This window comes from Tissierella creatinophila DSM 6911 (assembly GCF_001940565.1).
GTDB classification, from domain to species: domain Bacteria; phylum Bacillota; class Clostridia; order Tissierellales; family Tissierellaceae; genus Tissierella_A; species Tissierella_A creatinophila.
This window is the reverse complement of the sequence record NZ_LTDM01000066.1, coordinates 86,551-107,190: the sequence shown is the minus strand read 5'-3', so window position 1 is coordinate 107,190 and position 20,640 is coordinate 86,551. Positions and strand designations below refer to the sequence as shown.

Annotated in this window: 26 protein-coding genes and 1 pseudogene; 6 read left to right on the top strand and 21 right to left on the bottom strand. The window is 30.5% G+C overall.

The genetic code is table 11. The annotated features are described in order from the left end of the window. The coding region (locus TICRE_RS13800; RefSeq protein ID WP_269844009.1) for a flagellin N-terminal helical domain-containing protein at positions 1-1,124 on the bottom strand (1,124 nt) is incomplete at its 3' end. A 268-nt stretch (positions 1,125-1,392) separates the two neighbouring features. Beyond that, on the bottom strand, positions 1,393-2,097 hold the full coding sequence (locus tag TICRE_RS12905; RefSeq protein ID WP_075728747.1) for a nucleotidyl transferase AbiEii/AbiGii toxin family protein: 705 nt from the start codon (positions 2,095-2,097) through the stop codon (positions 1,393-1,395). A 2-nt stretch (positions 2,098-2,099) separates the two neighbouring features. Here TICRE_RS12905 and TICRE_RS13005 point away from each other — a divergent pair. After that, positions 2,100-2,605, top strand: a pseudogene (locus tag TICRE_RS13005) (IS66 family transposase). A gap of 105 nt (positions 2,606-2,710) precedes the next feature. On the opposite strand, the gene TICRE_RS13545 reads toward TICRE_RS13005, so the two are convergent. From TICRE_RS13545 to hepT, 4 genes are all read right to left on the bottom strand, one after another. Beyond that, on the bottom strand, positions 2,711-2,857 hold the full coding sequence (locus tag TICRE_RS13545; protein ID WP_198927583.1) for a hypothetical protein: 147 nt from the start codon (positions 2,855-2,857) through the stop codon (positions 2,711-2,713). A 69-nt stretch (positions 2,858-2,926) separates the two neighbouring features. Continuing rightward, the gene (locus TICRE_RS12885; protein WP_075728745.1) at positions 2,927-3,166 is read right to left on the bottom strand and encodes a DUF4351 domain-containing protein; all 240 of its coding nucleotides are present in this window, start codon (positions 3,164-3,166) and stop codon (positions 2,927-2,929) included. A 263-nt stretch (positions 3,167-3,429) separates the two neighbouring features. Beyond that, positions 3,430-3,861 carry a type VII toxin-antitoxin system MntA family adenylyltransferase antitoxin gene (gene mntA, locus TICRE_RS12880; protein WP_075728743.1) on the bottom strand — a complete coding sequence of 144 codons (432 nt, stop codon included), beginning with the start codon at positions 3,859-3,861 and terminating at the stop codon, positions 3,430-3,432. A 17-nt stretch (positions 3,862-3,878) separates the two neighbouring features. Then, positions 3,879-4,313, bottom strand: coding sequence for a type VII toxin-antitoxin system HepT family RNase toxin (gene hepT / locus TICRE_RS12875; protein ID WP_075728741.1), 435 nt, complete (start codon positions 4,311-4,313; stop codon positions 3,879-3,881). 257 nt (positions 4,314-4,570) lie between these two features. On the opposite strand from hepT, the gene TICRE_RS12870 reads away from it, so the two are divergent. Beyond that, a complete protein-coding gene (locus TICRE_RS12870) occupies positions 4,571-5,326 on the top strand; it encodes a glucose 1-dehydrogenase (RefSeq protein WP_075728739.1) in 756 nt (251 codons plus the stop codon). Between the two features lie 172 nt (positions 5,327-5,498). On the opposite strand, the gene TICRE_RS12865 is transcribed toward TICRE_RS12870, so the two are convergent. Beyond that, positions 5,499-6,512, bottom strand: a complete 1,014-nt coding sequence (locus TICRE_RS12865; RefSeq protein WP_075728737.1) for an Rpn family recombination-promoting nuclease/putative transposase — start codon at positions 6,510-6,512, stop codon at positions 5,499-5,501. A 331-nt stretch (positions 6,513-6,843) separates the two neighbouring features. Between TICRE_RS12865 and TICRE_RS12860 the strand changes: the two genes are divergently transcribed. From TICRE_RS12860 to TICRE_RS12845, 4 genes are all read left to right on the top strand, one after another. Then, complete coding sequence (locus TICRE_RS12860; RefSeq protein ID WP_233120212.1) at positions 6,844-7,620, top strand: ABC transporter permease; 777 nt, start codon at positions 6,844-6,846, stop codon at positions 7,618-7,620. 74 nt (positions 7,621-7,694) lie between these two features. Beyond that, positions 7,695-8,672 (top strand): ABC transporter substrate-binding protein, encoded by a 978-nt coding sequence (locus TICRE_RS12855; RefSeq protein ID WP_158016550.1) that lies wholly within the window; start codon positions 7,695-7,697, stop codon positions 8,670-8,672. Between the two features lie 45 nt (positions 8,673-8,717). Continuing rightward, positions 8,718-9,731: an ABC transporter ATP-binding protein gene (locus TICRE_RS12850; RefSeq protein WP_075728766.1), complete on the top strand. Its 1,014-nt coding sequence runs from the start codon at positions 8,718-8,720 to the stop codon at positions 9,729-9,731. Then, complete coding sequence (locus TICRE_RS12845) at positions 9,716-10,315, top strand: CD3072 family TudS-related putative desulfidase (protein WP_233120214.1); 600 nt, start codon at positions 9,716-9,718, stop codon at positions 10,313-10,315. The genes TICRE_RS12850 and TICRE_RS12845 overlap by 16 nt, the downstream gene beginning before the upstream one ends. Before the next feature lie 199 nt (positions 10,316-10,514). Here TICRE_RS12845 and TICRE_RS12840 read toward each other — a convergent pair whose 3' ends face one another. The 14 genes from TICRE_RS12840 to TICRE_RS12775 all read right to left on the bottom strand — a co-directional run bounded on the left by TICRE_RS12840 (position 10,515) and on the right by TICRE_RS12775 (position 20,622). Further along, on the bottom strand, positions 10,515-10,742 hold the full coding sequence (locus TICRE_RS12840; protein ID WP_075728731.1) for a DUF4351 domain-containing protein: 228 nt from the start codon (positions 10,740-10,742) through the stop codon (positions 10,515-10,517). Positions 10,743-10,861: 119 nt separating this feature from the next. Continuing rightward, entirely contained in the window at positions 10,862-11,200 is a 339-nt protein-coding gene (locus tag TICRE_RS12835) for a hypothetical protein (RefSeq protein WP_084191976.1), read from the bottom strand. Between the two features lie 150 nt (positions 11,201-11,350). After that, complete coding sequence (csrA, locus tag TICRE_RS12830) at positions 11,351-11,569, bottom strand: carbon storage regulator CsrA (RefSeq protein WP_075728729.1); 219 nt, start codon at positions 11,567-11,569, stop codon at positions 11,351-11,353. Position 11,570: 1 nt separating this feature from the next. Continuing rightward, positions 11,571-12,008 carry a flagellar assembly protein FliW gene (fliW, locus tag TICRE_RS12825; RefSeq protein ID WP_075728727.1) on the bottom strand — a complete coding sequence of 146 codons (438 nt, stop codon included), beginning with the start codon at positions 12,006-12,008 and terminating at the stop codon, positions 11,571-11,573. 9 nt (positions 12,009-12,017) lie between these two features. After that, complete coding sequence (gene flgL, locus TICRE_RS12820) at positions 12,018-12,932, bottom strand: flagellar hook-associated protein FlgL (protein ID WP_075728725.1); 915 nt, start codon at positions 12,930-12,932, stop codon at positions 12,018-12,020. A 3-nt stretch (positions 12,933-12,935) separates the two neighbouring features. Then, the gene (gene flgK, locus TICRE_RS12815) at positions 12,936-14,381 is read right to left on the bottom strand and encodes a flagellar hook-associated protein FlgK (RefSeq protein WP_075728723.1); all 1,446 of its coding nucleotides are present in this window, start codon (positions 14,379-14,381) and stop codon (positions 12,936-12,938) included. A 10-nt stretch (positions 14,382-14,391) separates the two neighbouring features. Then, positions 14,392-14,754, bottom strand: coding sequence for a hypothetical protein (locus TICRE_RS12810; protein WP_075728721.1), 363 nt, complete (start codon positions 14,752-14,754; stop codon positions 14,392-14,394). Further along, the gene (locus TICRE_RS12805) at positions 14,747-15,046 is read right to left on the bottom strand and encodes a flagellar biosynthesis anti-sigma factor FlgM (protein WP_075728719.1); all 300 of its coding nucleotides are present in this window, start codon (positions 15,044-15,046) and stop codon (positions 14,747-14,749) included. The genes TICRE_RS12810 and TICRE_RS12805 overlap by 8 nt, the downstream gene beginning before the upstream one ends. 59 nt (positions 15,047-15,105) lie before the next feature. After that, positions 15,106-16,227, bottom strand: coding sequence for a flagellar motor switch phosphatase FliY (gene fliY, locus TICRE_RS12800; RefSeq protein WP_075728717.1), 1,122 nt, complete (start codon positions 16,225-16,227; stop codon positions 15,106-15,108). Next, complete coding sequence (gene fliM, locus TICRE_RS12795) at positions 16,220-17,218, bottom strand: flagellar motor switch protein FliM (RefSeq protein WP_075728715.1); 999 nt, start codon at positions 17,216-17,218, stop codon at positions 16,220-16,222. The genes fliY and fliM overlap by 8 nt, the downstream gene beginning before the upstream one ends. Before the next feature lie 2 nt (positions 17,219-17,220). Next, entirely contained in the window at positions 17,221-17,622 is a 402-nt protein-coding gene (locus tag TICRE_RS12790; protein ID WP_075728713.1) for a chemotaxis protein CheW, read from the bottom strand. 11 nt (positions 17,623-17,633) lie between these two features. Continuing rightward, a complete protein-coding gene (locus tag TICRE_RS12785; RefSeq protein ID WP_075728711.1) occupies positions 17,634-17,996 on the bottom strand; it encodes a response regulator in 363 nt (120 codons plus the stop codon). A 13-nt stretch (positions 17,997-18,009) separates the two neighbouring features. Further along, complete coding sequence (locus TICRE_RS12780; RefSeq protein ID WP_198927582.1) at positions 18,010-18,609, bottom strand: chemotaxis protein CheC; 600 nt, start codon at positions 18,607-18,609, stop codon at positions 18,010-18,012. 6 nt (positions 18,610-18,615) lie between these two features. After that, positions 18,616-20,622 (bottom strand): chemotaxis protein CheA, encoded by a 2,007-nt coding sequence (locus TICRE_RS12775; protein ID WP_075728709.1) that lies wholly within the window; start codon positions 20,620-20,622, stop codon positions 18,616-18,618. Positions 20,623-20,640 lie beyond the last annotated feature (18 nt).

The window sequence follows — 20,640 nt, the reverse complement described above, 5'->3', positions numbered from 1 at the left end:
CCTTTGATAGCATTTTCCATTAAGCCAGCTGTTGTAGTATCACCAGATGCAAACGTAAGAGTTAATTCATCACCAGCACTGTTAAATTCTGCTCCTTCTGTTCCAGATGCAACTACTATTTTAATATCTTTTGCATACTCAGCATTCTCCGCACCTAAATCAATAGTTACTGTATGATTGCCTTGTACAAATGAAGCTGTCGTACCATTTTTAATAGCTGCTGCACTTGCTGCTCCAGCTGCTGTAAATACTCCTTCAGTTCCAGTATTAACTGCAACTTTTGTAATATCAAAAAGATCATTTGTTGCTCCTGCTTTATCCAACTTTATTGTAGATGTATCACCTTTAGATCCTGAAGTGATGCTAATTTTATTATCTGATGATACACTTACTCCAACTTTTGCTATATTGGTTTCATTCTTTGCATTATACTTATCGATAGCGTTATTTATATCTTCTTGCATTAGCTTAGCAACTTCTTTTCCATCAGCTGCTGCGCTTTTGTATTCATTTTTTCTGTTATCATCTATTGTAAATTCAATTTTTGCACCATCTACATAGATAGTGTTTGTATTAGATGTTAAGTTATCTAAAGCAGTAGTACCGAAAGTAACTGCTGCTCCTGTTACATTAGCCGCTGTTTCTTTTCCTACTGCACTTCCTATTACCGCAGCATTATCAGTTCCTGCTATTTTTTTTGATCCTAAAGAACCATCTATTAATCCCTTTGTGTTGAACTGTGTAGTGTTACCGATTCTGTCTATTTCTGATTTTAATTGTTCGATTTCTTTTTGAATATTGTTCCTATCTTCTGGTGTATTTGTATCACTTGAAGACTGTACTGCTAGTTCTCTCATTCTATTTAGGATTGAGTGAGTTTCGTTTAGTCCACCTTCTGCAGTTTGGATTAGTGAAATACCGTCTTGTGCATTTCTAGTAGCTTGCTTAAGTCCTCCTATTTGCCCTCTCATTTTTTCAGAGATAGCAAGACCCGCTGCATCGTCTCCTGCCTTATTTATTCTAAGACCTGATGACAGTTTTGCTAATGAACCTGCTTTTTTATTATTAGCATTTGTAAGTCTTGAATAAGTGTTCATTGCTGAAATGTTTTGATTAATTCTCATTGATAATTCCTCCTTGAATTTTTATTGGCTTCCTTGCCAGTTTTGTTTTTGAAGATACTTTATCTTCTTAAGAGTATTATCGGAGGGGGGGAGATAAGTTTAAGGGGAAGTTAAATATTTTTATAAAATATTCTAGATAAGCCAAACATATGTGACACAGACACCCCAAGCAGCTTAACACTATATACTTTTATTCTAATATTGATAAGTATCCATCTAGTTCTTCCTCTATATAATCAGATATCATTAAAATCATTTTACTTGAATCTTACTTCCCTAAAGCATCTTTTAATACATCCATAATATCTGAAAACTCAATGCCCTCTGCATAAGAATATTTTTCTTTATATGAATTCCAAATCTTTAGGATGTCCTTACTTTCATCAATGTCATTCAAATACTTTTCACATTGTTCTAAATAAATCAATGTATTTCTTTCTTCTGCTTTTTTCTTTAAAGCTTCCCTAAGACTATCCATATCTATATCGTACTTTCTCAATGTTAAGAGGATATAAACATCATAAAAATCTCTCGCCCTAGTATTAGAAACATTTCTTGCAATAATTGATTCAATTTTTTCAGCAAGAACTGTATTTAAGTTATATGCCTTGCCCTCTATTTTTCTATCTTCAAACATTAACCTAAACTCATAATCAACTTCTCTTGGGATAATAAGATCTCCTGTAGTTATATCCATTTTAATATTTACCTTAATTGTAAAAAATTGAGCTTCAATTGATACTCTAAAATCATCATAATCACTTACAGCATGGATGTTTTTAATTCCTTTTATCTTAAATATAACATTATGGTTAAGATCTTTTGATAGAATTTCATTAAATATCTTTTCAATAGTATCTTGATTAACCGGAATACCTTTAATAGTTGTATCCATATCCATGGTACTCTTCATATCAATTCCTACCATAGCTGCTATAAGAAAGCCTCCATAGTTCCCGTCTTTATTGTTCATATATATTATGCTTCATACTAACTAAAAAGACAATAGGTTTTATTATTAGAAAAAAACCAGTTCTAGAGGTCTTTTGGTCATGGGTAGAGAGCACAAATAAAAATGTACTTCCTAAATCTAATATTGGGAAGGCTCTTCAATATACTCTAAATCATAGAGAAGAATTGGAAATAATATAGCTGAAAACAGTATAAGGCCATTTACGGTAGGGAGAAAAAATTGGACTTTCTGTGGTAGCCCCGAAGGTGCTAATGCAAGTGCATGTGTATACTCACTAGTTGAAACAGCAAAAGCCAATGGGTTAAATCCCTACAAATATTTAGAATTTATACTATCAAGATTACCAGGATTCAATATTAAAACAAACCCCAAAGTTTTAGATTTAATGATGCCTTGGGATGAGTTAATTCAAAAAATATGTAAAATAGAACAAAATACTTTATGGGGAGATGATACAACATCTCCCCATAACTATCAATCCATCTTTCATTGTACGCTTACTTTATAAAAATAAATTCATATAAAAAACTAAAGAGATGGATTGAATCCATCTCTTTAGCATTATCTAAATAATTTAAGCATTCACACCTTAAATCGTTTAGACTTATTATTGCTACTTCTTATTATTTTGATTTACTTGTTTTTGACATTCTTTACAAATCCCATTGTGATAGTCTGATTTTGTTGAGTTATGAAAGAATTCATCTAGCTTTTTTGTTTGCTTACATTTTTGACAAATCTTTTCCAATGCTTTTGGCAAATTGATTCAACCCCTTACCCCACTTTATTTATAGGTGTGCTATATTTGATGAATACTCTTAATTTTAAACTATATAAATTTTTCAATATCATCTAAACTATTATACTCAAATATTCCATCTATTAAAACATCTAATGTTTCAATATCTAAGTTTTTTATTCTATCCTTAGTTTCACTTGGTAATATACCAAACTTTTTAGTTAATAGTTTTATTGCAATTACAACTTTACCTTCTTTTTTACCTTCTTTTTTACCTTCTTTTTTACCTTTTTCCATACCCTCTTTTATAAGCCTTTCAGCAGTAGTCACAATTAATCCACTCCCTTCTGGATATGCCTTTTCAACATTTTCTATTATGTCTTTTAGATCTTCTTCATCAAAACTCTTCCCTGAATAAAATACATATTTTAAAAATGTTTCAAAGTATTCTATTCCAGTTTGTTTATCTTCTAGTTCTCTAAGATATTTAGCTGCTATATTTATTTTTTGTGCTATTATAATTCCTTATTAGGTCTTCCATTTTAATTGGGACTATATATGACTGCGGTGGCTCAACTTTTGCATCTAATATTCTAACCCTTTTTCATTTGCTTTAGAAAGTTGTCATGACTATATTTATTTTGTGTATTTCTAAAATGTTCTTTATCCATATATTCTTTCATTACACTGGATTCAAATGTTACTTTAGTATATAGATTTTCCATATAAATTATCTTACCATATTTTATAACTTGAAATTTTAATATTTCATTTACATTATTTAAGATAACTAAGTCTATATCATCTCTATTGAGTATACCTACCAAGTCATATAAGATATCTAATTTGATAAGGTAGTTTGTTTCTCCTTCTATATAAACTGCTATATCTAAATCGCTATTTATCCTATTTGAACCTTTTGAGTAAGATCCAAAGATATACATAAGTTTGATATTATAGTCTTTTATTAACTTTCCCATATGCTTTTCTAATATATTTTGGACTTCCAAGATATCTTTTTGCATATTTTAACCCCACTTTATTAATAATTTTCTTTTACCCACTTATTTATATAACTTGTAAACCTTATAAAATCATTTAGTTTATTATTTAATACATCAAGTATAATTTCTTCATCAATATTTATATAATCATGAACAAGTATATTCCTAAATCCGACCATCTTAGCTAAATCTTTTGAAAAATTCTTAGGTATTATATCTAATTCTGATAATATTAATATAGTCTCTCTATAAGTGGAAGGTTTTTCAATTTCAGAGGAAGATATTAAAATATTGGCAATATCTATAACTGATTCTATACATATATGTATTCCACGTTCAATACCCCAATATCTTATTATGTCTTTTTTTAAGTTTTCCCTATTAATTTCAAAAGAAACATTTTTTAAAAATATTAAATTTTGTTCTAATTCTTTAAGTTTTTTATTAATCAAACTAATAATATCTTTTGTCATAAATCCACCTCCCGAAAATAGTGTATATTATAATAATATCATATAGTTACCCTTTTTTGTGTCCTTAAACTATACTTTTATCATCTATAAAGAAAAAGGATCATTTGATTTTAAAAAATCTTTCATATATTTCCTCTATTAATTCCTCTTCATACAAATTAGACAACTATCTAATCTATGTTTCTCATAAAATAATTTGGGTATTAATAAAATGTTAAGAATATTATAATAATATAATATATTTAGGGGGTAATTTTATGAGATTGGATGGAAAAGTTGTTTTACTTACTGGAGCTAGTTCTGGAATGGGAAGGGAAATGGCTCTATTGTTTGCTAAGGAAGGTGCGAAAGTTGTAGCGGTTGCTAGAAGAAAGGATCGATTAGAAGAATTATCTAAAGAAGCAGTGGAGTTAAACGGCGAAGTAACTACATTGGAAGGTGATGTTTCAAAGAATGAAGATATCGATAAGATGGTAGACTTTACTATGGATAAGTATGGAAAGATAGATGTACTTATAAACAATGCAGGTGTACTTGATAACTTTACACCGGTTGGAGAATTGACTGATGAGCTTTGGGATAAAGTGTTAAATATAAATTTAACAGCTCCTATGAAGCTTATGAGAAAAGTATTACCTATCATGGAAGAGCAGAAACAAGGAAATATAATAAATACTTCTTCTCTAGGTGGACTACATGGTGGTAGAGCAGGTGCTGCTTATAGTGCATCTAAATTTGGTCTTACTGGTATTACAAAGAATGTTGCCTATATGTATGCAGAAAAGGGAATTAGATGTAATGCTATTTGTCCTGGAGGGGTAGAAACTGAAATTATGAGCCAGTTCCAACCTAGTGAGTTTGGAATGGAGAGAATAATGAAGGGAACAACTAATAATATAAGATCTGGATCAGGAAAAGAGATAGCAAATATAGCACTATTTTTAGCTTCTGATGAATCAAGCTTTATAAGTGGAGATACAATAGTAGCAGATGCGGGATGGAGTGCATATTAAATTATTTTTATAAAATAAAAGCAGAGAAAGGATTAATACTTTTTCTGCTTTTTGACTTTTTACTGTCTATACCATATTGTAACTGCGTACTACCAACATTATGTCACTTTGGGAAATAACCATTTAATATTAAGAAGAGAGCCAATGCACATCTAGCTCTCTTCATCTTATACTATATAAATTTTTCAATATCACCTAAACTATTATACTCAAATATCCCATCTATTAAAACATCTAATGTTTCAATATCTAAGTTTTTTATTCTATCCTTAGTTTCACTTGGTAATATACCAAACTTTTTAGTTAATAGTTTTATTGCAATTACAACTTTGCCTTCTTTTTCACCTTTTTCCATACCTTTTTCCATGCCTTCTTCGATGCCTTTTTCCATTCCCTCTTTTATAAGCCTTTCAGCAGTAGTCACAATTAATCCACTCCCTTCTGGATATGCCTTTTCAACATTTTCTATTATGTCTTTTAGATCTTCTTCATCAAAACTCTTCCCTGAATAAAATACATATTTTAAAAATGTTTCAAAGTATTCTATTCCAGTTTGTTTATCTTCTAGTTCTCTAAGATATTTAGCTGCTATATTTATTGTTTCTTTTAATCCTTCTTTATCTTTTATAAATATATCTCTAAATATTGTAAGAACTATCCTGAGTTGAGCCATTCCTCTTATATCTTCATCTCTATATCTTGATATATCATATAAGATATACTTATAATTTGGAACAAATTCTTTTACATCCTTTGGTAATAATTCATAGCCTTCTATCATTTCTCCTAAAGTTTTTCTTATATCCCATTTTTCTTTTCCATGATATATAACTAGAGGAATTATTATTGGTAGTTTATTTGTTTGAAGGTTTTTTATTTTTAATTCCCATATCTGAATCATATATTTCAGGAGTTGAAAAGCTATGTTTTTACTAGTGTAACTTTTATGCTCAAATAAAAAGTAGATATATCCTTTATTATTATTTATATTTACCCCAAATAACATATCTGAAAATGTTTCGTTTAAGTTATTATCTATAAAACTATCTTTTTGATGTTCTAATGTTTCTATATCTATAATATCTACAATGCTTTTTGGTAAATAATTATTTATAAAGTCTTTGGTTACTTCTATATTGGAAAATGTTTCTTTAAACATTTTGTCATGAGGATTTTGTATTTTCATAATTATCACCTACCTACTTATATTATACAATATACTATCCTGCTATGCTAATAGATTTTATTATAAAAGTATATTTAAAATCATGATATACTTTTTTAAAAATTCATGATATACTTTAATGTGTGAAAGTGGACTTGTATGGTTGTAAAATAAGCTAGTGATTAAGAAATATAATATTAGACTAAATTTCAAATGTACAAGCCAGAGATATAATTATTTAAAACATCTATAAAGAAAAGTAACATTATAAATTATATCTATTGGTTTATTATAAAATTGGTTTATAGATTGGGGGGATGCTATGGAAAAGAAAAGATATTTCATAATCACTATGAGGTTATTGCTAATTGGAGTGTTCGTTATTTCTTGGGAATGGTCAGCTAGAAAACAAATTTATAATCCACTTTTCACCAGTTACCCAAGTGCAATTGTTAAAGATTTAGTTGAATTTTATACAAGTGGGGATTTAATAAAACATACATCTGTTACATTGCATGAGGCTCTTACCGGGTTATTATACGGCACAATAGTTGGAGTTATAGTTGGCTTAATATTGGGGCAATTTGAGATGCTTGGGAAAATTCTTTTGCCTATTATAACAGCAATCCATGGTATTCCTCAGCTAACATTAGCGCCAGTTTATATTTTATGGTTTGGTCTAGGTCTTACATCAAAAATATTTCTTGCAGGTCTTATGGTCTTTTTCAATGTGTTTTTTTCTACTTATGCTGGTGTCAGAAATGTAGAACCTAAACTTATTGAATCAGCCACTTTACTTGGGGCAACAAAGATACAAACTTTGTTTCACATAGTTCTGCCATCGAGTATGCCTTTTATATTATCAGGGATTCGTGTAGGAGTTGGTTCTAGCTTAGTAGGAGCCATTATAGGGGAATATATAGGTGCTTCAGCAGGCTTTGGATGGATGATAGCTTATGCTAGTTCATTTTTTAATATTGCCCGTGTTATGTCATGTATTTTAATATTACTTATTGTTGGCATCATCTTAAACTTTTCCCTTGATAAAATTGAAAATTATTTACTTCGCTGGAGATCGCCATCAAACTTATCTTTACAAAACAAGAAAAATCTAAAAGAAAGTTATTAAATACACTATTGAGAGGAGATAAATATATGAAAAAATATATGAAGATTATTTTATTAATTGGTTTAATTACCACTATGGTTGTAGGTTGTACAGCACAACCAGTAAATAAAGGTGAAAAAGATAGTAGCGGGAAAACAGAACAAAAGCTTGAAAAAATTACAATTTCGGAGATGCGTGGAGAATCATGGCTCCCTGTTTATGTGGCTGAAATGCTTGGATATTTTAAAGATGAAGGGTTAGAAACTGAATTCGTTGTTTACAAAGATGGACCTATCGCATTTCAAGGTATGCATGCAGGGGATTCTCAATTTTGTATGCTTTCTACTGAACCAGTTTTACGAGCATTTGAAGAAGGTTTAGAATCCACAATTATCCTCCCAACAGTTAAAAATAAACAATATATGTTTGCCACTAATTCAGAAATTACAAATATGGCTGATTTAAAAGGTAAGGCAATCTTTGGAGGTATGCCTGGTTCAGCTCCTTATTCTTTTGTTGCATCTGCTCTAGAAAAATCGGGATTAACTGTAAATGATGTAGAATGGATTAATATGGAATATGGGGCTGCTTTGGCTGCTCTTGAACAAGGTACTATTTCTGCTGCTTACTTTGATGGTATTTATATCAATCAATTAGAAGAAATAAATGCAAATATTTTAATTAATACTATGGATCCAGAACAACATAAAGCTATTTATGGTACAGAGTTTTATGAATCTCAAATGGTTACCGTTACTAAGAAGTTTGCTAAGGAAAACCCTGAAACTGTACAAAAATTTACAAATGCTGTTATGAAAGCTATTCAATGGCAGACAGAACATACGGATGAAGAGATTGCAAAGGTTGTAGCACCGATGTTTGACGGTAAAGATATGGTTGAAATTATAAGTATCCTAAGAAGTTCATTAACAACAGATGGTAATTATAGCAAAGAAGGATACGGAGCAATTGAATCATTTTGTTTAGAACAAGGAATTATAAAAAAACCTATTGGATTCGAAAATATAATCGATACGACATATGTAAACAATGCAAAAGAAAATCTAAATTAAATAAAAACTTCCTAATAATATTGGGAAGTGAATTTGAGGGATAATATGACATATATAGTTTTTCAAGATATAGAAAAATACTACGGTGACAATCATGTTTTAAAAAAGACCAATCTTTCAATTGAAAAAGGAGAATTTGTAACATTACTAGGTTCTTCTGGATGTGGCAAAAGTACATTATTACGATGTCTTGCAGGATTGGAACAAGTTACTAGGGGGAAAATTTTTCTTGATGGAATAGAAGTAACTCATATGAATCCAAGAGATAGAAATGTAGGAATGATTTTTCAACAGTATAGTCTTTTTCCTAATTTAAATGTATATAATAATATAGCCTTTGGCTTAAAAATGAAAAAAATGGACAAGGATAGTATAGACCAAAGTGTAAAGGAAGCAATTAAAATGGTTGATCTTACTAAAAAAGAAAAACAATATCCATCCCAACTTTCCGGAGGAGAACAACAGAGGGTAGCCCTGGCTCGATGTATTGTTACAAGGCCAAAGGTACTTCTTCTAGATGAACCATTAAGTGCAATTGATGCAAAACTTAGAAAATCTCTTCAATCTCAGATTAAAGAGATTCATAAAGAACTTGAGATGACTTCTATCTTTGTCACGCATGATCAGAATGAGGCTATGACGATGTCAGATACCATACATTTAATGAAAGATGGAGTAATAGAACAATCTGCTAACCCTTTTGAACTCTATAGCAAACCCATAAATAATTTTGCCGCTAGTTTTATAGGTAATTATAATATTATACCATGGAAAATCTTTTCCAAGTTAAGTAATCAGGAATATATGGGTGATAAGAATATAGTTATTCGACCAGAAATTATTGAAATTTCTAGGGTTGAATATATAAGAGATAATAACCATTATTATCTTTCTGGAAGTATCAAAGATATTCTTCCCCAAGGAAATATTATACGTTATACTGCTGATGTAAATAAAACCTTATTAGATATAGATGTCCTTAATGCAGAAGCTAAACTTTATGAGGTGGGAGAGTACGTTTATTTTAGAATGAAAAAAGGCTTTTGTATAAATTTATAGATGAAAAATTTTATAAAGGAAGTGGAAAATTGAAAAGAAGTAGAAAAATTATAATGGTATCTCATTGTATATTAAATTCTAATTCTAAGGTAGAAGGATTAAGCCAATATCAAGGAATTTTTAAAGAGCTAATAGATATGATTGATGAAAAGGAAATAGGAATTATTCAGCTTCCTTGTCCTGAGATGATAATATATGGTATTAAAAGATGGGGTCATGTAAAAGAGCAATTTGATACATTGTTTTACAGGAATAATTGTAGAAAAATGCTCGAATTCATAATAGGTCAAGTAAAAAGCTATATAGATACAGGTTATAAGATAGTAGGTGTTATAGGAATTGACGGCAGTCCAAGTTGCGGTGTAAATCTGACTTGTTCAGGAGACTGGGAAGGAGATTCTTCTTCCAAAGATAGTATAGACCATAAAATAAAAAATTTAAAGGAAATAAAGGCTCTTGGAATTTTCATGGAAGAATTAAAAAGATATCTAGAGGAATACAATATTGAAGTTCCATTTGTAGCTATAAATGAAAATGATGTATATAGCTCTTTAAATGATATAAGTGAATTTTTAAATAAATAACATAAAACGATTATAAACCCCATATATAATCACAGAATTATCTTATAATATAGATTTGAATCTGGTTAGAAGTTTAAATTAATATAAAAGAACTGTAATAAATTCCATAAAAATTTATTACAGTTCTTTTATATTTTATTCAACCATTTAATATTAAGAAGAGAGCTCATGAACATCTAGCTCTCTTCTTAATATTAAACTATATGAATTTTTCAATATCATCTAAACTATTATACTCAAATATCCCATCTATTAAAACATCTAAGGTCTCAATATCTAAGTTTTTTATTCTATCCTTAGTTTCACTTGGTAATATACCAAACTTTTTAGTTAATAGTTTTATTGCAATTACAACTTTACCTTCTTTTTCACCTTTTTCCATGCCTTTTTCTATTCCCTCTTTTATAAGCCTTTCAGCAGTAGTCACAATTAATCCACTCCCTTCTGGATATGCCTTTTCAACATTTTATATTATGTCTTTTAAATCTTCTTCAACAAAACTCTTTCCTGAATAAAAAGATTTGAAGTACAATTCTTCAAATCTTTTTATTTAGCCGCTTTAAGTCTAGCAATATCACTCCAGTTATCTGCTGTAGCTATTTCTATTCTTGATATATTTGAATTTATATCTTGTAATTCAGTTAGTACTTGTTGTTTAAATTCAGTTAAGTTAGCAGTTTGCTCAACTACGGCATCTAGCTTTTTATTAATGTTTTCAACTTCTTTTTTTAAAGATAGTTGACCTTCTTCTAAGCTAGTTTGCCTTTCTAATAAACTATTTTGACCTTTTTCTAGGCTAGATTGTCTTTTTTCTAAATTTTGTTGACCTTCTGTTAAATTATCTAATTTTTCAAGCACTAGTCTCTGAAATTCTTGATTATCCAATTGAAAGCCTCCTTTTTGAGTTTACGATTTATTGTTAAATTAATTATATATTATATAGAGCTTATAAGCAATAAAAATACTTCAAAAGTAGATGTTCTAATTCTAGTTAATTAGACAGTCTATTTTGGAAGTATTATATTAGTCTTAAATTTATAATTTTTTCAATATATCTAGTACATCTCCATCTATTTCTAGAGATTTTTTGTTTTCTTCTGTTATATCTATATATATTTCTTTTCTTAAAATATTTATATCCCTTGGTGCATCTATTCCTATCTTTACTCTTCCTTCTTCTATTTCCAAAATAGTTATTTCTATATCTTCTCCTACTATTATAGATTCTCCTATTTTTCTATTTAAGATAAGCATATTATTCACCCTCCTTAAATAGGGGGTGTTTTGTAGTGTAGGGGGAGTTGTTTAGTACAAACTGCTTTCCCTTTTTTTCTTTTAGGTTTATAACTACGGGGGCTAGGAGATTTGCTGTGCTCTTTTTAAACTCTTTGTTTAAAGTAACTATAGCATAGATTTCCATGAGATTTTCACCTTTTGGGTTTATATTTATGTTTTCTAAGCTACTATCTGGAAGTTCTATATCATAGTCTGGGAAAAACTCCCATGGATTTATGGTTAAAAAAGATATATTTGGATTTTCTATATCTTGTAAAAATTTAAAGTGAGGCATATCTTCCATGTTTATTGTTACAAAGTTTTGGCTATCTTTAAGTCCCAATAGTCCATTGGGAAATGATAGGATGCTTTCTTTATCTATATTTACTTTACCAAGGTATTTAGTGTTTATCTCCATATCATTCTCCTATCTTAGATAATCAAGTAAACTAGGCTGAAGTATCTTTGCTCCTACTGAAAGTGATGTTTGATAAGCTGTTGACATCATAGTATATTTCATATATTGTTCAGCTATATCTATATCTTCTTTACTTGATAGTACCGATGTAAGATTTATGTTTTCTGATTTATTTCTTTCTTGGGCAGCTTCTAGTCTGTTGTCTACAGCTCCTATACTGGATCTTACCCTTAGGATATTGTCTATAAATTTATCTGCTTTTGCTAGAAGATCATTAGATAGTTTATCAGTTTCACCTTTATCCATAGCTCCTACTACTTCTTGTAGAAAATCTCCTAGAGTTTGATCCTTATCAGGTGAAGGTTCACCCTTAATAGTTGTTATATCTCCACCGTTTGTTTTTAATTTTATAATAACACCTTGAGAGATTTCTCGTTCTATATCTTCATCACTTCCGACATATTGAAGTTTACCATCTACACCTTCCTCAAAGGGTGCAGTTCCCGTTTTTTGTCCACCAAAGATATATCTTCCATCAAAGTTTGTATTTAAGATCTCTTTTATTTCTCCAACTTTCATCTTTACTTCATCTGTTATGGCATCTCTATCCTTTTGTGCTAATGAACCATTTGCTCCGTAAACTATTAAATCTCTTATTCTATTCATAGTCTTTGTAACATCAGCTAGGGCTGTATCTTGGGTTTGTACCCAGCCTTGGCTTTCACTTATATTTGAATTGTATTGTTCGTTTTGTTTTATATTGTCCTTCATAGAGAGAATCTTTCCTACTAAGAGAGGATCATCTGATGGCTTTGATACTTTCTTTAAAGATGTAAGTTGTTCTTGAGCTTTTTGCATATTTTTTAAGTTTTTATTTAAATTGTTTATAAACGCATTATTCATTGTATTATTTGTTATTCTCAATTTTTACACCCCTGTTCTATTGATAAGGACATCTAACATTTCTGTAAGAGCTGATAGGACTTTAGCATTTGCTTCATATGCTTTTTGAAATTTTATTACATTTGTTATTTCATCGTTTATAGATACTCCAGAAACAGACTCTCTACGATTTTCTAATTGTTGTGTTAAAGCTTCTTGATTTTCTACCATATTATCTGAGTGTTGTTTGGAGATACCTATTTTTATTACTATATCTCTATAGCTTCCACCTATAGTGTTTCCCGATTGGTCTTCCTTTCCATCTTCACCAAGTTTTTTATTTCTAAGCCCTGCAAGTTCTAGTGCAAGGGATCCATCACCCTCGTTGCCATTTTTACCTGATTGTAAAAGGCTGTTGTCTGATACCAATGCTTTATTTATTTCTATATTCATAGCCGCATCCTCAGGGTTTTTTCCCTCTTTCACTGTAAATATAAAACCAGCTTCTACTAAATTACCATTTTGATCTTTAACTTCTAATTGTCCATGAACTCTATTTATAGCTTGAGCCATAGTACTTGCCATCTTATCTAAGTTCTTTTTAGAATTATCTATATCTCTCAAAGCATCCATATTACCTAATAAACTGCCATTTGTTACAGTTATAGTAGCCTCACTATTATCTTTGCTATTAACTAGTTTAACTTCTCTTGTTTTATTTGGATTATCCTTGTCGTATTTATCATATTTAAGCTCATTTTGCTCTCCTTCTTGAGTAAGTATCTTATTTCCACCCATCTCAATACCAACTCTACCATACTTATCAAAATCTATACTTACATCTGCTATAGCAGTTAAGTCTTTAAGCATCAAATCTCTCTGATCCAATAGATCATTTGGTATTTGTCCTTTTATTGATACATTGAATATTTGCTTGTTTAGTGTATTTAATCCGTCTACTTTTGAGTTGAAATCTAAGATGTTTTTATCTATTGATGCGTGGGTTTCACTTTCTAATGATTCTATTTGACCTGCCATATGGTTTAGTGTATCTGTCAATGTTTTAAGTTTTTCTACTACTAAAGTTTTGGAGTTTAAATTTTCTGGGTTTTTGCTCAGTTCTTGGAAAGCATCAAACATTTCGCCTATATTAAAGTTTAGCCCTGTATCAGATGGTTCGTTAAAGATTACTTCTAGCTGATTTATTACTTCAGATTTCTCTGCAAATCTGCTTAGTGTACTATTTTCTGCTCTTATTTGCTTGCTTACATGGTTATCTACCATTCTAACTATAGATTCCATCCTTACACCGGTTCCCAGCTGACCTATACCCCCATAGTTGTAGGCACGGTCTGCTTTCATATCTACTCTTTGTCTTGAAAATCCTTCTGTATTTATATTTGCTATATTGTGTCCTGTTGTATGAAGGGCTGTCTGTTGAGCCATAAGCCCTTTTGTTGCTGTATTCATTGAACTAAATATTCCTGACATATTAACCCTCCTATACTTCTTTTTCTATTATATTTATGTTTGTTTTTTTATCATAACTTCCAATATTGGAATATGTATTTGAATTTTTAGCTATCTTTGAAAGCGATTCTAAAAGATTATCTTGAAAGGAAAGTGCCTGTCTAGTTAAAAGGAGATTTAATTCTTGTAAAGAATCAATCTCCTCTATAAGACCCATTATTTTTTCATCTTCTAAATCTATTCCTCTAAATTTTTCTAAATCATTTATATATAAGGCTTTTTTTTCTATTATTGCTGTTAAAGCATCGCCTTTATTTTCTACTAAAATCTTTTTTTCTTCATTTAAAAGCTCTATTATAGATTCTAGATGCTTTACAAACTCTCTTTTACTCATCTATTCTTTCTCCCTCTTGAATGTAGATATTATCCATTATTTTTTTAGCTATAGTTTTATCATCTATTTCATATTTTCCTTTTAATATAGCTTTTCTAATGTTTTCTACTCTCTCACTTATACCTTTTTCTTTAACTTCCTTCATAGAATCTACTAGTTTTCTTGTAGAGTTTGAGATTTGGACATTTATATTTTTCTCTTTATTTGTTTTTGTTTCTTCTCTAGGGATATCTCTTTGTTGAGATGCTTTTATATATTTATTATAGTTATTATAGTTGTTATTGATTTTCATATAAACTCCTCCTCTTTATCTTATTCTTTATATCGGAAGTTTTTTTATAACTTTAAGTTTTATTTTAAATTTCTTACTCTTTGTTCTTTGCTTAATATGTTTGTAATTCTAACTCCAAAGTTTTCATTTATGATTACAACTTCTCCTTCAGCGATTAGTTTACCATTTACATATATCTCTAAAGGCTCATCTGCAAGTTTGTTTAATTCTATTACTGAACCATTGTTAAAGGATAAAACTTCTTTTATAGTTTTTTTACTCTTTCCAAGAACTACACTAAATTCAAGTGGTACATCCATTATTAGATCTAAGTTTCTAGGGGCTTTTCTCTTTTCTCCTTCTGGACTTAAATCTTGAAATACAGGTTTTTGTACTACAACCTTTTGTTGTGATTCTTCTTTTTTAGGAGTATCTCTTACCTCTTCTGGTTCTATTTCATCTTCTTCTATTTGTTGTTCTATTATCTCTTTAGATGGCTCTTCTTGTTTTATCGTTTCCGTTTCTTGGGTATCTCCCATCATTATAGTTGTTATCTTTTCTACGGTTTCCATAGTGTATATTTGCATTATCTCGCTTTGTATAAGTCCTTCTACTGTTAAATCAAATGCTATCTTACATATATTGCCATCTGAATCTTTTATTGGATGATTTACTGAATCTTCATCTTCCCAAACACTTACATCTGGTGGAAATATATCTATTGTTCTATTTAACATAGTTGCCATAGAAGTTGAAGCTGAACCTATCATCTGATTCATAGCTTCTGCTACTGCACTTATTTCAAGTTCAGTGAGTTCTTGATTTGCATTTGTTCCGTCTCCACCCATCATAAGGTCTGCTATTATAGCTGCATCACCTATGTCGACCATTAGGAAGTTATCTCCCTTTAGCCCTTCTTTAAATTCTATGTTTGCCACAACTTTTGGTATAGTACATTCTTGGATTACCTGTTTAAATGGCACTATGGATACTCTAGGAGTAGTTATAAGGACTCTATGATTTAGTATAGAAGAAAGGGTCGTTGCTGCTGTTGACATGGAAATATTTCCTACTTCTCCTATGATGTCTATTTGTATATTGTCTAGTTGATCTGTGGGTTCTGGTTCTGGTTCTGGTTCGCTACTATTGTTTTTATTTAATAGTGCATCTATTTCTTCTTGGGATAAAAAGTTATCACTCATCGATTTCACCTTCTTCTATGAATTGAAGTATCTCTACTCCTAGTTTTTCTTCAATTTTCCCTGGTTTTACAAGAAAATGAAGTTTATCTTCTATAAAAAGTTTTAGTGGGTCTTTTGATTTTACATCTAGCTGTATGATATCTCCAAGTTCTAGCTCTAAAAAGTCTTCAACTGTGATGTTTGAACTTCCAAGTACTACTTCAAGATCTACTGGAGCTGACATAAGACTGTTTGAGATTATATCTCTACTTTTATCGTTTACTTCTTTTTCAAAGTCAAACCAGTTTCTAAAGCTAAGTTTATCTAATATATTTTCAAATGAGATATATGGTATACATATGTTTATAAAGCTCTTTAATTTAAATATCTCAACTGTAAAGCTTGCAAGAATTACTGGTTCATTTGGAGACATACTTTGACCTAGCTGTGGGTTTGTCTCTAAGGAAAGAATTTTAGTCTTTGTCTCTATTATTTCGCTCCATGCTCTTTCAAATGATTTGAGTATGTTTTTTACTACTTCGTCAAGCATTCCTAGTTCTATATCAGTAAATCTATCCTTTTTTTCCCAGTTTTCCATGTTTATTGCAGCTCCTCCACCACATAAAAGGTCTATGGCTTGTATACAAAACTGAGGGTTTATTTCTAGCATCTGGGTTCCACTTAAGTTTGTAGCACTAAATAAGGTCAAGAGTGTAAACTTGGGAATAGAACGAATGAACTCATCATAGCTCATCTGTTCTACTGCTCCAACCGTTATATTTACACCATGCCTTAGTTGTGTTGTTAAAAAGTTAGATGCAACTTTAGAAAAGTTTTCAAATATCATATGAAGAGTATTTGTATACTCTTTTGATAGTTTTATAGGTCTTCTAAAGTCATAGGCTCTAACTTTTATCTCTTCTTCTTCTTTTAATTTTTCTGGATCTATTTCTCCAGTATTGAGTGCATTTAAAAGACTATCGATTTCTTGTTGTGATAGAACTTGGCTCACATTTATCCCTCATTTTTATACAATAATGAATGTATATCTACAATATTTATAATCCTATTATCTATTCTGTATATTCCAACTATCCCTGTGTTTTGAGTGTTGAAACTTTCCATTTTCTCTTCTTCTATATTTACTACTTCCATTACTTCTTTTACTAAGATTCCAATCTTTTCTTCTTCTATATTTACTATTATAATATTATTATAACATGAATCTTCATTTTGTAATAATAGTTTGCTCATATTTACAAGTGTTATAACATTTCCCCTTAAATTTATAAGTCCTTCTGTCCAGTCCTCGGAATTTGGTACTTGTGTAAGGGATATTGTCTTAGTAATTTCTTCTACAATCTCTGTATTTATTGCATAATATTTATCATTTAAGGTAAATATAATTATTTGCATACAAGCCCCTCCTATCTCATTACTCTTTCTAATGATTGAAGTACTCTATCTGTGTCAAATGGTTTTACTATAAAGTCAAGTGCTCCGGATTGAATTGCTTCCATTACCATTGACTGTTGACCCATAGCACTGCACATTATTATTTTTGCATCTTTATCTTGAGATTTTATCTCTTTTAAAGCTGCAACTCCATCCATTTCAGGCATTGTTATATCCATAGTTACAAGGTCTGGTTTTTCTTGTTTGAATTTTTCTACCGCTTCAACTCCATTTTGGGCTTCTGCTACTACCTGATAACCATTTTTTTCCAATATATCTCTTAACTTCATTCTCATAAAAACTGCATCATCTACTATTAAAACTCTTTTTGACATAATTTTCTTCCTCCTAGACTCCTAATGTTTTAAATAATTTTTCTAATACTCCTGGCCTTGGTACAAAGTAAAGCGAGGTTTCAATTCTATTTCCATTATATGAAAATTCATTTTTAATGATCATTATATTTTCATCAAAGTATTCTGTTTCCATATACACGCTACTAAGGACTGCACCAAACATATCTGTTATTTTAAAGGGAATAGATGTGATTAAATTTGCATCTATCATCTTGCTTATGGCATTTAGAAAAGATGATACTGTTATATTTACAAGTTCTACCAGTGCAGAGTTTTTTATTTCATCTGATACTTCTTCATCACTTTGCATCATCATCTTGGCTAAACTCTCTGTAGCATCCATTGAAGCTATAAATACAAATATACCTTCACCATCTCCCATCATATTCATTATAACAGAATTTACTACTTTATCTTCTGCCATTATACTTGTATAAACTTCTTCGTAGCTTAAAACCTCTATAATAGGAACTGTCATGTCTATACGCTTGTTTAAAAGCCTTGAAAGACTTGTAGCTGCATTTCCACCACCTATATTTACAACTTCTCTTAAACAATCTATTTGTAGATGTGTATATGTGTCTTCCATCATAACTTTCTATTCTCCTTCTTCTTTACATAAGTTTCCTACATCTAATATAAGAGTGATATCTCCATTTCCAAGTATTGTAGCACCTAGATATTCTTTCATATTTCCAAGGGTACCACTAAGTTTTTTAATAGCTATTTCTTGTTGACCTATTAGATCATCTACTAATAGGGCGTAGTATTTGTGGCCTAGTGTTATAAGAATTAGATGGTTGTTTTCTCTTGTGGATTCTATGCCTAGTTTTTCATTTATCCTTATAACTGGCACCATTTTTTCTCTATATACATAGATTTCTTTGTCGTGGGATAAAACTATTTCTTCTTTTTCTACTTTTACTATCTTTTCTATTATACCAAGTGGAAGTGCAAAAGTCTCTTCTCCAATGTTTACCATTAGGGCTTGTATAATAGATAGTGTAAGAGGAAGTTTTATTGTAAATGTAGAACCTTCATCTATCTTACTCTCTACATCTATAGTTCCTCCAAGGCTTGTTATCTTTTGTTTTACTACGTCCATTCCAACGCCTCTACCAGATACATTTGTAACATGTTCTACTGTAGAAAAACCTGGATGAAATATGAGATTTATCATATCTCTTTCACTTAATCCTTTTGTCTCTATCCCTTTTCTTGCTGCACTTTTTTCTATTATCTCTGGGTTTATTCCTCTTCCGTCATCTTTTACTATTAGGATTACTCTATTTCCCTCTTGATAGGCAGTAAGGTTTATAAGCCCTTTTTCAGCTTTTCCAAGTTCACGTCTTGCTTCTCTTGATTCTATACCGTGGTCTGCAGCGTTTCTTATTAGGTGAACTAAGGGTTCTGCAAGCTCACTTACAACTGTTCTATCGAGTTCTGTTTCTTCTCCTTCTATTAGCAATTCCAGATCTTTATCTAGTTCTTGAGAAAGGTCTCTTATCATCCTTGGGAATCTATTTAAGACTACTTTTACTGGCTGCATCCTGATCTTTAATACGAGGTCTTGAAGTTCAGAGGTGATTCTCTCTACATTTTCTAGGGGTTCGTATATTTCTGTGGCCTTATATTTTGTACTTAGATCTTCAAGTCTTGTTCTATAGATTACAAGTTCTGATACAAGGTTCATAAATCTATCTAGTCTACTTAAATCTACTCTTATAGACTGGTTCATCGCGTGATTACCTGATTTAGAAGAAGAGCTTTCTTTTGTATCGCTTTCTTCTTTTACAGATTCTCCATCTTTTACCTCTTCTGCGATTTCTTCTATCTTTGGAGTGAATTCCTGGGCTTTTGATAAATCTATTTCTTCTACTATTATATCTTCTATTTCTACATTGTCATTGATATTTTCTTTTACTTCATCTAAGCTTAGCTGACTTAAGAATATTATCCTAAATACTCTATCAAAATTTCCTTCTTCTAGTTTTTCCGCTGGAGGATCTAGATGAATTACATCTCCAATTTGTTCTAGTCGATTTATTATTAGATAAGATCTTGCCCCTTTTAGAGTACATTTTTCATCTAGTTTTACTGCTATATTGTATGCATCATATGATCTTTCTTTTCCGTTGTTTATTAGCATCCTTAGTGTATTATCTAAACTGTTTAAAGAAATGATACTAAAGCCATCGTCTGTTTCATTTTTTACATCTTTTTCACCAGAACTTAAGGCTTCTAGGCTTTTTAGTATTTCTGAGATGTCGTATTCTTTTTCAATATCTCCTCTTAAGTCTTCTACTATTTCTGCTAGTTTATCTAGACAAGAAAATATTAGAGTTATAGTTTCTGCTGTTATTTTAAGTGTACCATTTTTAAATAGCTCAAATACATTTTCCATACTGTGGGTAAGTTCAGTCATTGTCTTGTAACCCATAGTTGCCGCCATACCTTTAAGGGTGTGTGCTGATCTAAATATTTCATCTAAGAGTCCTTTTTCTTCTGGGTGTTCTTCTAGTTCTAGTATACATTCGTTTAGAGTTTGCAAATATTCATCGGTCTCTTCAAAGAAGAGATCTCGATATTTTGTAGTGTCATCCATTTTATTCGCTCCTTTTAC

What these genes read in the sequence shown, in the direction of transcription:
- TICRE_RS12810 (WP_075728721.1), bottom strand. Translation starts at nt 14,754, where the DNA reads ATGAGTAAAAGAGAGTTTGTAAAGCATCTAGAATCTATAATAGAGCTT.
- fliY (WP_075728717.1), bottom strand. Translation starts at nt 16,227, where the DNA reads ATGAGTGATAACTTTTTATCCCAAGAAGAAATAGATGCACTATTAAAT.
- flgK (WP_075728723.1), bottom strand. Translation starts at nt 14,381, where the DNA reads ATGTCAGGAATATTTAGTTCAATGAATACAGCAACAAAAGGGCTTATG.
- mntA (WP_075728743.1), bottom strand. Translation starts at nt 3,861, where the DNA reads ATGCAAAAAGATATCTTGGAAGTCCAAAATATATTAGAAAAGCATATG.
- hepT (WP_075728741.1), bottom strand. Translation starts at nt 4,313, where the DNA reads ATGACAAAAGATATTATTAGTTTGATTAATAAAAAACTTAAAGAATTA.
- TICRE_RS12860 (WP_233120212.1), top strand. Translation starts at nt 6,844, where the DNA reads ATGAGGTTATTGCTAATTGGAGTGTTCGTTATTTCTTGGGAATGGTCA.
- TICRE_RS12785 (WP_075728711.1), bottom strand. Translation starts at nt 17,996, where the DNA reads ATGTCAAAAAGAGTTTTAATAGTAGATGATGCAGTTTTTATGAGAATG.
- TICRE_RS12850 (WP_075728766.1), top strand. Translation starts at nt 8,718, where the DNA reads ATGACATATATAGTTTTTCAAGATATAGAAAAATACTACGGTGACAAT.
- TICRE_RS12775 (WP_075728709.1), bottom strand. Translation starts at nt 20,622, where the DNA reads ATGGATGACACTACAAAATATCGAGATCTCTTCTTTGAAGAGACCGAT.
- TICRE_RS12855 (WP_158016550.1), top strand. Translation starts at nt 7,695, where the DNA reads ATGGTTGTAGGTTGTACAGCACAACCAGTAAATAAAGGTGAAAAAGAT.
- TICRE_RS12790 (WP_075728713.1), bottom strand. Translation starts at nt 17,622, where the DNA reads ATGCAAATAATTATATTTACCTTAAATGATAAATATTATGCAATAAAT.
- TICRE_RS12870 (WP_075728739.1), top strand. Translation starts at nt 4,571, where the DNA reads ATGAGATTGGATGGAAAAGTTGTTTTACTTACTGGAGCTAGTTCTGGA.
- csrA (WP_075728729.1), bottom strand. Translation starts at nt 11,569, where the DNA reads ATGCTTATCTTAAATAGAAAAATAGGAGAATCTATAATAGTAGGAGAA.
- TICRE_RS12905 (WP_075728747.1), bottom strand. Translation starts at nt 2,097, where the DNA reads ATGAACAATAAAGACGGGAACTATGGAGGCTTTCTTATAGCAGCTATG.
- fliW (WP_075728727.1), bottom strand. Translation starts at nt 12,008, where the DNA reads ATGGAGATAAACACTAAATACCTTGGTAAAGTAAATATAGATAAAGAA.
- TICRE_RS12805 (WP_075728719.1), bottom strand. Translation starts at nt 15,046, where the DNA reads ATGAAAATCAATAACAACTATAATAACTATAATAAATATATAAAAGCA.
- TICRE_RS12780 (WP_198927582.1), bottom strand. Translation starts at nt 18,609, where the DNA reads ATGATGGAAGACACATATACACATCTACAAATAGATTGTTTAAGAGAA.
- TICRE_RS12865 (WP_075728737.1), bottom strand. Translation starts at nt 6,512, where the DNA reads ATGAAAATACAAAATCCTCATGACAAAATGTTTAAAGAAACATTTTCC.